Origin of the sequence: Kocuria oceani, assembly GCF_029524215.1 — a bacterium.
Taxonomy (GTDB): Bacteria; Actinomycetota; Actinomycetes; order Actinomycetales; family Micrococcaceae; genus Kocuria; species Kocuria oceani.
Window position 1 is genome coordinate 356,801 of sequence record NZ_JARAMH010000001.1, and the last position, 12,059, is coordinate 368,859.

Here is a 12,059-nt window from a genome sequence, read left to right on the forward strand (position 1 = left end):
GGTGCGGGCGGCCGCCGCTCAGGCCGGGCGCGACAGGACGTAGTCGATCTCCGGCCCCGGGCTCTCCCGCCGGAGGAAGCCCGCCGCCAGCAGCACCTGTGCGGCCGGGGTGCTGTCCTCGGGCACGCTCGCCCGCACCGCGGTCACGGAGGGGTCCGCGAACGCGACTCCCAGCAGCGCGGCCATCGCCTCCTGCGCGTAGCCCTGGTTCCGGCGGTCGGCCGTCAGGGAGCCCACGACCTCCAGCTCCGCGTCGATCGGCGGGCCCACGAAGCCGGCGGCGCCCACGACCTGCCCGCTCGCCTTCTCGAGGACGGCCAGCGGGGCGTAGACGGACTCCGTGGAGAAGTAGCCGCCGGCGAGCAGGGACTCGCGGGCGACGTCCCTGTCCTCGGGCGCGGGGAACCCCGCGGCGAAGTGCTCCACCGCCTCGCCCGCGGCCACGGCCTCGAGCTCCTCGGGGGTGAACGGGCGGAGCAGGAGCCGGTCCGTCTCCAGGAAGGGTGCGGGACGCAGGGCCTCGAGGTCCTCAGTCATGCTGGTGCTGCTTTCTGCGTGCGCGGGTCGCGCGGGAACGGTGCCGAGGATCCGAGGATACCCGCGCCGGGCGGCGCGGGTATCCCCGCGGATCAGGCGAAGTACCTCGGCAGGGTGCCCTCGTGGGCCGCGCGGAGCTCCTCCAGGTCGATCCCGAACTCGCCCTGCACGTCCAGGGCGCGGTTCTCCGCGTCCACCACGCCGATCCGCTCGTGCGGGTAGGCGCGCATGGTGCACATGTCCTTGAACCGGACCTCCTCGCTGCGGGGCACGGCCACCACGGCGCGGCCCTGCGTCTCGGAGAAGAGCATCGTGAACAGGTCCACGCCGTCGCGCTCGCACACCTCGCCCAGGCCGATGCGCGCGCCGACGCCGAAGCGCAGCGCCATCTCGGCCAGGGTCGCGGCCAGACCGCCCTCGGCGACGTCGTGGGCGGCGTCGACCATGCCGTCCCGGGACATGTTGATCAGCAGGTCGCCGAGCAGCTTCTCCCGGGCCAGGTCCACGGCCGGGGGGAGCCCGCCGAGGTGGCCGCGCAGGTTTGCCCACTCGGAGCCGTCCAGCTCGTCGCGGGTGGTGCCGAGCAGGTAAATCGCCTGGCCGTCCTCGCGCCAGCCCGAGGGGGTGCGGCGGCGGACGTCGTCGAGCACGCCCAGCATCGCGACCACCGGGGTCGGGTGGATGGCCACGCCGCCGGTCTGGTTGTAGAGGGACACGTTGCCCCCGGTGACCGGCACGCCGAGCTCCCGGCAGCCGTCCGCCAGCCCGCGCACGGCCTCCGCGAACTGCCACATGGTCTCCGGGTCCTCGGGGGAGCCGAAGTTCAGGCAGTCGGAGACGGCCGCCGGGCGGGCGCCGGAGGTGGCCACGTTGCGGTAGGCTTCGGCCAGGGCCAGCTGCGCGCCCGCGTACGGGTCCAGGTAGGCGTAGCGGCCGTTGCAGTCCGTGGACAGGGCCACCCCGAGGCCCGTCTCCTCGTCGACGCGGACCACTCCGGCGTCGTCGGGCATGGCCATGGCGGTGTTGCCCTGCACGTAGCGGTCGTACTGGTCCGTCACCCAGTCCTTGGCGCACAGGTTGGGCGAGGCCATGAGCTCCAGGACGGCGTGCTTCAGCTCCGCGCCCGAGGGCCGGGAGGCGTCGGCGGGGGAGCCGCTGAAGTGCTCGGCCTGGAGCCGGTCCTGGTCCGCGGGGCGGTGGTAGGGGCGCTCGTAGACGGGGCCCTCGTGGGCGACGGTGCGCGGGTCGACGTCGACGATGACCTCGCCGTCCCACTCGATCACGAGCCGGCCGGTGTCGGTGACCTCGCCGATCCACGAGTGCTCGACGTCCCACTTGGCCATGACGGCCTCGAAGTCGGCGACCCGCTCCGGGGTCACGACCGCCATCATGCGCTCCTGCGACTCGGACATCAGGATCTCGCCCGGGGTCAGCGTCGGGTCGCGCAGCAGCACCGCGGTGAGGTCCACGTGCATGCCGCCCTCGCCGTTGGAGGCCAGCTCCGAGGTGGCGCAGGAGATGCCCGCCGCGCCGAGGTCCTGGATGCCCTCCACCAGGGAGCCCTTGAACAGCTCGAGGCAGCACTCGATGAGCACCTTCTCCGCGAAGGGATCGCCCACCTGCACGGCCGGCCGCTTGGACGGCTTGGCGTCGTCGAAGGACTCCGAGGCGAGCACGGAGGCCCCGCCGATGCCGTCGCCGCCGGTGCGGGCCCCGAAGAGGACCACCTTGTTGCCCACGCCGGAGGCGTTCGCCAGACGGATGTCCTCGTGGCGCATCACGCCCACGGCCAGCGCGTTGACCAGCGGGTTGCCCTGGTAGACGGAGTCGAAGACGACCTCGCCGCCGATGTTGGGCAGGCCCAGGGAGTTGCCGTAGCCGCCGACGCCGGCGACGACGCCGTGCACCACGCGGGCGGTGTCCGGGTGGTCGATCGCCCCGAAGCGCAGCGGGTCCATCACGGCCACCGGGCGGGCGCCCATCGAGATGATGTCGCGCACGATCCCGCCCACGCCCGTGGCGGCGCCCTGGTAGGGCTCCACGTAGGACGGGTGGTTGTGGGACTCGATCTTGAAGGTCACGGCCCAGCCGTCCCCGAGGTCGGTGACACCGGCGTTCTCGCCGATGCCGACCATCAGGTCCTTCGTCATCTCCTCGGTGACCTTCTCGCCGAACTGGCGCAGGTGGACCTTGGAGGACTTGTAGGAGCAGTGCTCGGACCACATGACCGAGTACATGGCCAGCTCCGCGGCGGTGGGGCGGCGGCCGAGGATCTTCTTGATCTCCTCGAACTCGTTGTCCTTGAGGCCCAGCTCGGCCCAGGGCAGCCCGGTGTCGGGGGTGCCCGCCGCGTGCTCGACGGTGTCCAGGTTGAAGTGCTTCTCGCTCATGGAGTGCTCGGTGTCCCTTACTTGACCAGTGCCTTGAGGGCGGAGACGAACAGGCCCAGCCCGTCCGTGCCGTCGCGCATGCCGACCTCGCCGGCGGCGGAGGAGTCCGCGCCGAAGCCGGGCTCCACCGCGTGCTCGGGGTGCGGCATGAGGCCCACCACGTTGCCGCGGTCGTTGCAGATCCCGGCGATGTCCCGGCGGGAGCCGTTGGGGTTGACGCCGACGTAGCGGAAGACCACGCGGCCCTCGGCCTCGAGGGCGTCGAGGGTGCGCTCGTCCGCCACGTACTGCCCGTCCTGGTTCTTCAGCGGGACCACGATCTCCTGGCCCTGCTCGAACTCGGTGGTCCACACGGTGGCGCTGTTCTCCACGCGCAGGCGCTGGTCCCGGCACAGGAACTTGAGGTGGTCGTTCTTGACCATGGAGCCCGGCAGCAGGTGGGACTCGGTGAGGACCTGGAAGCCGTTGCAGATGCCCAGGACCGGCAGCGGGGCGGAGCCCGAGGTGCCCGCGGCGGTCGCGCCGTCGATGATCCGGCCCATCAGCGGGGCGAACCGGGCGATCGCCCCGGCCCGCAGGTAGTCCCCGTAGGAGAAGCCGCCGGGCAGGACGACGGCGTCGACGCCCTGCAGGTCCTCGTCGGCGTACCACAGGGGAACGGGGGTGCCGCCGGCGAGCATCACGGCCCGCGCGGCGTCGCGGTCGTCGAGGGTGCCCGGGAAGGTGACGACCCCGATCCGGGCGTCCGCGAGCGCGGCGTCCGGTACGGGGCTGGAGAGGTCCGCGATCAGCGGGGTCTCGGCCATGCTCAGCGCTCCTCGTCCAGGACGGCCACCCGCACGACGTCCTCGATCACGGGATTGGACAGCAGCTTCTCGGCCGCCTCGCGCGCCTGGGCCAGCACGTCCTCGGTGGCCTCGCCGTCGACGGTCAGCTCGAAACGCTTGCCCTGGCGCACGCCGGCGAACCGGTCCAGCCCGATCCGCGGCAGCTCGTTGGCGATCGCCTTCCCCTGCGGGTCGAGGATCTCGGGCTTGGGCATGACGTCGACAACAATGCGGGCCATCGGGGAACTCCTGAGGGTCGTGCAGCGGGCCGGGATCCGGCGAACGGTGACCATCCTATCGTTCCGCCGCCCGCCGGGGTGTCCCGGAGCGGCCGGTGCCGCCGGGTGTGCTAGGCGCCACGCCGGACGGGCCCCGGTGCGGTCTCCAGGGCGGTTCCAAGCTGCGTGCGGTAGACCGTGGTCCCATGAGGAGCACGAGCCGCACGCCCCGCACCGCGGGCGCCGGTCCCGACGACGTCCGGCTGGTCCCGTTCTACCGCCGGGTCCTGACGCTGCTGGGGATTGGCACCGTCCTCGGCGCGCTGACCGAGCTGGCCATGCTGCGGCACTGGCAGGGGCCCGCCCAGCTGGTCCCGTGGGCGGTCCTGACGGTGCTGCTGCTCGCCGCCGCGGCGTGGCTGGTGCGGCGCAGCGCCAGGACGGCCCGCACCGTGCAGGTCGCCGCCGCGGTCTCCGTGCTGGGCGCCGCCTACGGCGTCTACGAGCACGTCCTGGCGAACCTGCGGGCCGGGCCGCTGGACCCGCGGTACGCCGAGCTCTGGGAGTCGATGTCCGGCGCGGCCCGGCTGTGGCTGGCGTCCAGCGGGGCGGTCGGGCCGTCTCCCGTGCTCGTGCCCGGGACGATGGGCCTGGCCGGGGTGCTGCTCTGGCTCGCCGTCCTCCGCTGGCGCCCCGCGGTCGACGGCCCGCAGCTGAGCGCCTAAAGTGGTCAGGGTGCTGAGCATCGGGGTGCCCCGGTGGCCGGCACCCGCACCGTCCGGACCCCATCTCGGAAGGACCACGTCATGAGCCAGCCAGAACAGCAGCAGGACGTCCCCGGCGACCAGTCGGAGATGACCCCCGTCCCGGACTGCGGTGAGCACAGCTACCGCGGCTCCGGCAAGCTCACGGGCAAGGCCGCGATCATCACCGGCGGCGACAGCGGCATCGGCCGCGCCGCGGCGATCGCCTACGCCCGGGAGGGCGCGGACGTCCTCGTCGCCTACCTCGAGGAGGACGACGACGCCCGGGACACCGCCCGCTGGATCGAGGAGGCCGGGCGCAGGGCCGTGCTGGTCCGCGGGGACCTCTCCGACCCGGCGCACTGCCGCAGCGTCGTGGACCGGGCCGTCCAGGAGTTCGGCAAGGTCGACGTTCTCGTCTCCAACGCCGCCTACCAGATGAGCCGCGAGAGCCTCGACGAGATCAGCGACGAGGAGTGGGACTACACCTTCCGGCTCAACGTCGGGGCGATGTTCCACCTGACCAAGGCCGCGGTGCCGCACATGGCCCCCGGCTCGGCGATCATCGGCAGCTCCTCGGTGCAGTCCGACCAGCCGTCCCCGCAGCTGGCGCCCTACGCCGCGACGAAGGCCGCGATCGCGAACTTCTCCGCCGGGCTGGCCCAGATGCTGGGCGAGAAGGGCATCCGCGTCAACAGCGTGGCCCCCGGGCCGATCTGGACGCCGCTCATCCCGGCGACCATGCCCCCGGAGAAGGTCGGCGCCTTCGGCGACGACGTCCCCCTGGGCCGGGCCGGGCAGCCCGCCGAGCTGGCGCCCGTCTACGTGCTGCTGGCCTCCGACGACGGCAGCTACATCTCCGGGTCCCGGGTCGCCGTGACCGGCGGCAAGCCGATCCTGTGACGGCCCGTCCACGGCCCGTCGTGGCACCGGGCGACCTGTCCCCCCGCCGGGACGGCTATGTGGAGCTGCGCTCCTACGCGGCCATCGGGGACGGCCGCACGGTCGCGATGGTGGCCCACGACGGGTCCGTGGACTGGTACCCGGTGCCCGATCTCGACTCCGCCCCCGCGTTCGCGCGCCTGCTCGACGCCGAGCACGGCGGGTGCGTGGAGCTGTCCCCGGCCGGTCCCTGCGAGATCGCGCGCAGCTACGTCCCCGGCACGAACGTGCTGCAGACCACCTACACGACCGGCACCGGGACGGTGCGGGTGACGGACTCCCTCAACGTCGGCTCCACCGGGCAGCTGCCGTGGAACGAACTGGCCCGCACGGTGGAGGGGGTCTCCGGGGAGGTGCCCATGACGTGGCGCGTGACTCCCGGGACCATGTTCAACACGGTCTCCCCGTGGATCCAGGACACCGAGCAGGGACCTGTCCTGCGGGTCGACGCGGTCTCGTTAGGGGTGCGCTCGGAGGCGCTGGGCGAGTGCGTGGTGGGCGGGCAGGAGATCTCCGGGCGCTTCGGCACGACCCCGGGCTCCCGGCACCTGCTCGCGGTCGTCTCGACGCACAGCGAGCCCCTGCGACTGCCCACCCCGGAGAGCATCCGCAAGAACGTGGACCTCACCCTGGACATGTGGCGGCGCTGGACCGACCTGCTGGAGTACGACGGACCCTACCGGGCCGACGTGGAGCGCAGCGCCCTCACGCTGAAGATGCTCAGCCACGGGCCGTCCGGCTCGATCGCCGCCGCCGCCACCACCTCGCTGCCGGAGAACCGGGCGGGCACCAAGAACTACGACTACCGCTTCGCCTGGGTGCGAGACGCCGCCTACACCCTGCACGCGCTCCTGCGCCTGGGCGAGCAGGAGGACGTGCACGCCGCGGTGTCCTGGCTGCTGCGCCTGGCCCGGGCCCAGTCCCCGGAGCTGCACGTGCTCAACCGGCTCAACGGGGCGGTGCCCGGTGACGGGATGACCGTGTACGAAGCTCCGGGATGGCAGGGGGTGGGCCCCGTGGTGTCGGGCAACGCCGCCGCCGAGCAGCTGCAGCTGGGCGTCTACGGGGACCTCTTCGACATGGTGGACCTCTACGTGGGCGGCGGCAACGTGCTCGACGCGGCCACCGGGCGGATGCTCGCCGACGTGGCCGACCGGATCTGCGACCTGTGGCGCCGTCCCGACGCCGGGATGTGGGAGCTGCCCGAGCACCGCCACTACACGAGCTCGAAGATGGGCTGCTGGCACGGCCTGGACCGTGCGGTGCATCTGGCCGACGTCGGCCAGATCCCCGGCAGCGCCGACCGCTGGCGCGCGGAGCGGGACCGGATCGCCACGTGGATCGACGAGAACTGCTGGAACGACGCGCGCGGGGCCTACGTCTGGTACCCGGGCACGGACGAGCTCGACACCTCGGTGCTGCTGCACGCGATCAGCGGCCTGGACCGGGGGCCGCGGATGAGCTCCACCGTCGACGCGCTGCGGGAGGAGCTGGGCACCGGCCCCCTGCTGCACCGCTACAGCGGGATGCAGCACGAGGAGGGCGCCTTCGTCGCCTGCTCGTTCTGGGCCGTGGCGGCGCTCGCGCACGTGGGACGGCAGGACGAGGCCGTCGAGCTCATGGACGAGATGCTCGGCCGGGGCAACGACCTGGGGCTGTACACCGAGATGATCGACCCCGCGGACGACGCCTTCCTCGGCAACTTCCCGCAGGCCCTGAGCCACCTCGCGCTGCTGACGGCGGCCCTGACCCTGGAGGACACGGGCCGGTCCTGAGCGGCGCCGCTCCCGCGACGCGGCCGGCGCCGGTCGGGACCCGGCCGTCAGCACCGGCCGTCAGTACCGGTCGGCGGAGACGAGCCGGACGAGTTCTCCGACCCGGTCCTCGGGCAGGGAACGGGCGATGTCCGCCTGGCTGAGCATCCCGACGAGCTCCTGCCCGTCGATCACCGGCAGGCGACGGACCTGGTGCTCCTGCATGGTCCGCGCTGCCTCCTCGACGCTGTCGTCGGCGCCGATGGTCACGGGCTTGCCCTCGGCGAGCTCCCGGGCCCGGGCCGTCCGGGCGTCCCCACCGTCCGCGATGCATCGCACGACGATGTCCCGGTCGGTCAGCACGCCGACCAGCCGGCCGTGCTCCCCGCAGACGGGCAGGGCACCGACGCCCAGGTCCTTCATCTTCCGCGCGGCCGCCTCGAGGGTCTCCCGCTCGCCGATGCACTCCGCACCGGGGGTCATGATCTCGCGTGCCTTCGTCATGGCTGCTCCTCCTGCTCGGTGGACGAGGACCGCCGTCGCGCCGGCGGTCCGTGGCACCAGGGTAGGAGCCGCGCCCGGGCCTGTCTGCCCCCGGGGGCGGATCCGGACCGGCGTCGTGGCGGGGCCGGCGGGCTGGAAGAATGGGGCCATGACCCAGCACCCTCCGACGACCACCCCCGGACTCGACGGCCGGGACGCCGAACGACTGGCGCAGGCCCTCGCGTCCCGGGACGTGACGGTCTTCGTGGACGGCACCTCCCTGCGCCTGCCGGAGGGAGCCCGCGACGCCGTCGTCGACCTCCTGTCCCGGCTCACCCGCGGGGAGTCCGTCACCGTGAGCTCCGCCCGGCAGCCGCCGACCGGCTCCGAGGAGCTGCTGACCACGTCCCAAGCGGCGGCGCTGGCCGGGATCTCCCACACCTACCTGCGCAACCTCACCAGCGAGGGGGTGATCCCGGTGCAGTACCGCGGCAGCCACCGCCGGATCCGCCGCTCGGACATCCAGACCTGGCTCGCCCGCCACGGCGACGACTCCGCCGACGCCGCGGCCGAGCTGCTGACCACGTCCCAGGCGGCGGCGCTGGCCGGGATCTCCCACACCTACCTGCGCAACCTCACCAGCGAGGGGGTGATCCCGGTGCAGTACCGCGGCAGCCACCGCCGGATCCGCCGCTCCGACGTCCAGACCTGGCTCGCGGGGCGGCAGCGCGACGACGCCGGGGGTGCGCCCGCGGCGGGCTGATCCCGGGTCAGCCGAAGCGGGCCACGACCCACCCGTCGACCACGTCGACCGCGGCGGCGGTCAGGTCCTTGGCCGGGTCCGCCGGCGCGCGCCGGCCGGCCGCGAGCGCCAGGCGCGAGCCCAGGAACCGGCCGTCGGAGGCGAACACCCAGTAGTGGTTGGGGCACTCGAAGCTCTCGGCGCGCCCGGCGGCCTCGCGGCACACGACGGCCTGCTGGTGGGTGCAGGCGTTGCGCAGCACGTGCAGGGCGCCCTCCGCGTCACGGGCGACGATCACCGGCCCGCCGCGGGCGGCGGCGGTCACGAAGTCGAGCGGGCCCGGCACGGCGGAGGCCTCCACGATCCGCTCCCACGGTCCGTCGGAGTTCACGCGGCGGCCCCGCCGGTGGCGTGCTCCGGGTCGAGCAGGTCGACGGCCTCGGCCAGCCGGCGGCGCAGCGGCTCGGCCCGCCGGGCGAAGTCCCGCTGCCGGCGCACGTACTCGGCCTTGCCCTCAGGCGTCTCGATCCGCACGGGTGCGTAGCCCCAGCCGGAGAGGTCGTAGGGGGCGGCCCGCATGTCGGTCTCCCGCACGTCGCGGGCCAGCTCGAAGCAGTCCATGAGCAGCTCGGAGGGGATCGCGGGCACGAGCTTGTACGCCCATTTGTAGAGGTCCATGGTGGCGTGCAGGCAGCCCGGCTGCTCCAGCCGGCGCTGGGACTCCCGGGTCGGCTGCAGCTCGTTGAGCGGGACCGCCTGCGGCTGGAAGAACCGGAACGCGTCGAAGTGGGTGCAGCGGATGCGGGAGGACTCGACGACGGCGTCCGTGCCCTCGGCGCCCAGGCGCAGCTCGAGGTACTCGTGCCGGAGCGCGTTGTCCTCCGAGCGGTAGGCCATCGCCCACTCGTGCAGCCCGAAGCAGCCGAAGAAGCCGGGGTTGCGCGCGTGCGCGCCCAGGACCGCGCGGGCGAAGTCGACCGCGGCGCCCCGCCGCTCCCGGAAGGCGGCGGCATCGACCGTCACGGCCCCGCTGGAGGCGTCGAGCCCGAGCGCCGACAGCTCGGCGTCGGTGAGCGGGCGGTAGAACTTCTCCGCCGAGCGCCCGGCCGCGTCCAGCAGGACCGTGCCCGTCCCGGGGTGCCAGCGCTTGAGCTGCGCCGGCTTGAGCGTGTAGTAGGTGAACAGGAAGTCCTCGACCGGGTGCTTGGCCCCGCGGTGCCGGCGGGCCACGAACGGGTCCGCGTGGGCGGCCGCGCGCCGCTCGTGGGCGTCCGCGCGCGGCTCCCAGTCCGCCCGGGACAGGACGGCGAGGGGGCGGGTCGCAGGACCCGCCCCGTCGCCGGTGGTGTGCAGCAACCCGGTCAGCGGCCCGTCCCGGCGTACACCGTGGCCTCGTCCTCGGAGTCGAGGTCGAAGGCGCTGTGCACCACGCGCACGGCCTCGTCGAGGCGGTCGGCGGACGTGACCACCGAGATCCGCACCTCGGAGGTGGAGATCATGTCGATGTTGATGTTCGCGGCGGCGAGCGCCTCGAAGAACGTGAACGTCACGCCCGGGTTGGACTTCATGCCGGCGCCCACCAGGGAGAGCTTGCCGACCTCGTCGTCGTACTCCAGGCCCGCGTAGCCGATCTTCTCCTCGGCGGCGCGCAGCAGGCTCATGGCCAGCTCGCCCTGGGACTCGTCGACCGTGAAGGAGAGGTCCGTCAGGGGGTCGTCACCGGTGGAGATGTTCTGGACGATCATGTCCACGTTGACCTTCGCCTCGGCGAGGAGCCGGAAGATGCGGGCGGCGATGCCGGGCCGGTCCGGGACGCCGACGACGGTGACCTTCGCCTGGGTCCGGTCGTGGGCGATGCCGGAGATGAGCGGCTGTTCCAAGGGGATCTCCTTCGGGGAGGTGGCGGCGTCTTCGGGGTCCGGGATCACCCAGGTGCCCTCGTTGTGGCTGAAGGACGAACGGACGTGCAGCTTCACGCCGAAGCGGCGGGCGTACTCGACGCAGCGCAGGTGCAGGATCTTCGCGCCGTTGGCGGCGAGCTCGAGCATCTCCTCGCTGCTGACCACGTCCAGCTTGCGCGCCTTGGGCGCGATGCGGGGGTCGGCGGTGAAGACGCCGTCGACGTCGGAGTAGATCTCGCACACGTCGGCGTCCAGGGCGGCGGCCAGTGCCACGGCCGTGGTGTCCGAGCCGCCGCGGCCGAGCGTGGTGATGTCCTTGGTCTTGCGGTGCACGCCCTGGAACCCGGCGATGATCGCGATGTTGCCCTCGTCCAGGGACTCGCGCACGCGCTGGGGGCTGACCTCCACGAGCAGGGCGGCCCCGTGCGCGCCGTCGGTGACCATGCCCGCCTGCGACCCGGTGAAGGACTGGGCGGGAGCGCCCATCCCGGACACCGCCATGGCCAGCAGCGCCATGGAGATGCGCTCCCCGGCGGTGAGCAGCATGTCGAGCTCACGGGCCGGGGGCTTGCGGGTGACCTCCCGGGCGAGGTCCAGGAGGTCGTCCGTGGTGTCGCCCATCGCGGAGACCACCACGACGACGTCGTGGCCCCGGTTGCGCGTCTCGACGATCCGCCGTGCAACGCGGCGGATGCCGTCGGCGTCCGCGACGGAGGATCCACCGAACTTCTGCACGATCAGGCTCATGGGTACAACTCCTGTGGTCGAGGTCGGCCTGCGGTCAGCACCGGGCCGTGCGCCCGCTCCCCACGGCAGGCCACCAGGACATCCTACGCGAGTCGCTCAGGCCACGACCGTGCGGCCCTCGAAGGCCCGCCCCAGGGTGACCTCGTCGGCGTACTCGAGGTCACCGCCCACGGGCAGCCCCGAGGCGAGACGGGTCACGCGCACCCCGAGGGTCTTGAGCATCCGGGAGAGGTACGTGGCGGTGGCCTCGCCCTCCAGGTTCGGGTCGGTGGCGAGCACGACCTCCTGCACGGTGTCGTCGGAGAGCCGGGTCATGAGCTCCCGGATCCGCAGCTGGTCCGGGCCGATGCCCTGGATGGGGCTGATGGCCCCGCCGAGCACGTGGTACCGGCCGCGGAAGCTGCGCGTGCGCTCGATGGCCATGACGTCCTTGGACTCCTCGACCACGCAGATGACGCTGCCGTCCCGGCGGGCGTCGCGGCAGATGGCGCACTCGTCCAGCTCGGAGACGTTGCCGCAGATCCGGCAGAACTTCACCTTGTCCTTGACCGCCGTCATGGCGTCGGCCAGCCGGCGCACATCGTCCTTGTCTGCGTCGAGGAGGTGGAACGCGATCCGCTGCGCGGACTTCGGCCCGACGCCGGGCAGCCGGCCCAGCTCGTCGATCAGATCCTGAACAGCGCCTTCGTACACGTTCTCCTCGATTTCCGGGCCGGTCCGCGGCCCTCCTGCTCGTTCCGGGCCACGGCGTTCCCCGGCGCCCGTGCGGGGCGGT

13 protein-coding genes are annotated in these 12,059 nt (G+C 73.0%); 4 read left to right on the forward strand and 9 right to left on the reverse strand.

From position 1 onward, the window contains the following. Positions 1-18: 18 nt before the first annotated feature. The 4 genes from PU704_RS01755 to purS form a co-directional block, all read right to left on the reverse strand. A complete protein-coding gene (locus PU704_RS01755) occupies positions 19-537 on the reverse strand; it encodes a GNAT family N-acetyltransferase (protein ID WP_277549880.1) in 519 nt (172 codons plus the stop codon). A gap of 92 nt (positions 538-629) precedes the next feature. Then, complete coding sequence (gene purL / locus PU704_RS01760) at positions 630-2,927, reverse strand: phosphoribosylformylglycinamidine synthase subunit PurL (protein WP_277549881.1); 2,298 nt, start codon at positions 2,925-2,927, stop codon at positions 630-632. A gap of 17 nt (positions 2,928-2,944) precedes the next feature. Further along, on the reverse strand, positions 2,945-3,733 hold the full coding sequence (gene purQ, locus PU704_RS01765; RefSeq protein WP_277549882.1) for a phosphoribosylformylglycinamidine synthase subunit PurQ: 789 nt from the start codon (positions 3,731-3,733) through the stop codon (positions 2,945-2,947). Between the two features lie 2 nt (positions 3,734-3,735). After that, positions 3,736-3,993, reverse strand: a complete 258-nt coding sequence (gene purS / locus PU704_RS01770; RefSeq protein WP_047801729.1) for a phosphoribosylformylglycinamidine synthase subunit PurS — start codon at positions 3,991-3,993, stop codon at positions 3,736-3,738. Positions 3,994-4,178: 185 nt separating this feature from the next. Between purS and PU704_RS01775 the strand changes: the two genes are divergently transcribed. From PU704_RS01775 to PU704_RS01785, 3 genes are all read left to right on the forward strand, one after another. Then, positions 4,179-4,697, forward strand: a complete 519-nt coding sequence (locus PU704_RS01775) for a hypothetical protein (protein WP_277549884.1) — start codon at positions 4,179-4,181, stop codon at positions 4,695-4,697. 81 nt (positions 4,698-4,778) lie between these two features. Further along, the gene (locus PU704_RS01780; protein ID WP_047801730.1) at positions 4,779-5,618 is read left to right on the forward strand and encodes an SDR family oxidoreductase; all 840 of its coding nucleotides are present in this window, start codon (positions 4,779-4,781) and stop codon (positions 5,616-5,618) included. Between the two features lie 20 nt (positions 5,619-5,638). Then, positions 5,639-7,432: a glycoside hydrolase family 15 protein gene (locus PU704_RS01785; RefSeq protein ID WP_277549885.1), complete on the forward strand. Its 1,794-nt coding sequence runs from the start codon at positions 5,639-5,641 to the stop codon at positions 7,430-7,432. Between the two features lie 60 nt (positions 7,433-7,492). Here PU704_RS01785 and PU704_RS01790 read toward each other — a convergent pair whose 3' ends face one another. Further along, the gene (locus PU704_RS01790) at positions 7,493-7,915 is read right to left on the reverse strand and encodes a CBS domain-containing protein (protein ID WP_277549886.1); all 423 of its coding nucleotides are present in this window, start codon (positions 7,913-7,915) and stop codon (positions 7,493-7,495) included. Positions 7,916-8,063: 148 nt separating this feature from the next. Here PU704_RS01790 and PU704_RS20030 point away from each other — a divergent pair, with 148 nt between their 5' ends. Continuing rightward, positions 8,064-8,657, forward strand: coding sequence for a helix-turn-helix domain-containing protein (locus PU704_RS20030; RefSeq protein ID WP_380112858.1), 594 nt, complete (start codon positions 8,064-8,066; stop codon positions 8,655-8,657). Positions 8,658-8,664: 7 nt separating this feature from the next. Here PU704_RS20030 and PU704_RS01805 read toward each other — a convergent pair whose 3' ends face one another. The 4 genes from PU704_RS01805 to recR form a co-directional block, all read right to left on the reverse strand. Beyond that, positions 8,665-9,027 (reverse strand): Rieske 2Fe-2S domain-containing protein, encoded by a 363-nt coding sequence (locus PU704_RS01805; protein ID WP_277549887.1) that lies wholly within the window; start codon positions 9,025-9,027, stop codon positions 8,665-8,667. Then, positions 9,024-9,992 (reverse strand): 3-methyladenine DNA glycosylase, encoded by a 969-nt coding sequence (locus PU704_RS01810; RefSeq protein ID WP_380112860.1) that lies wholly within the window; start codon positions 9,990-9,992, stop codon positions 9,024-9,026. Before PU704_RS01810 ends, PU704_RS01805 begins: the two co-directional genes overlap by 4 nt. A gap of 5 nt (positions 9,993-9,997) precedes the next feature. Then, entirely contained in the window at positions 9,998-11,284 is a 1,287-nt protein-coding gene (locus PU704_RS01815) for an aspartate kinase (protein WP_047803725.1), read from the reverse strand. A 96-nt stretch (positions 11,285-11,380) separates the two neighbouring features. After that, positions 11,381-11,977, reverse strand: coding sequence for a recombination mediator RecR (recR, locus tag PU704_RS01820; RefSeq protein ID WP_047803726.1), 597 nt, complete (start codon positions 11,975-11,977; stop codon positions 11,381-11,383). Positions 11,978-12,059 lie beyond the last annotated feature (82 nt).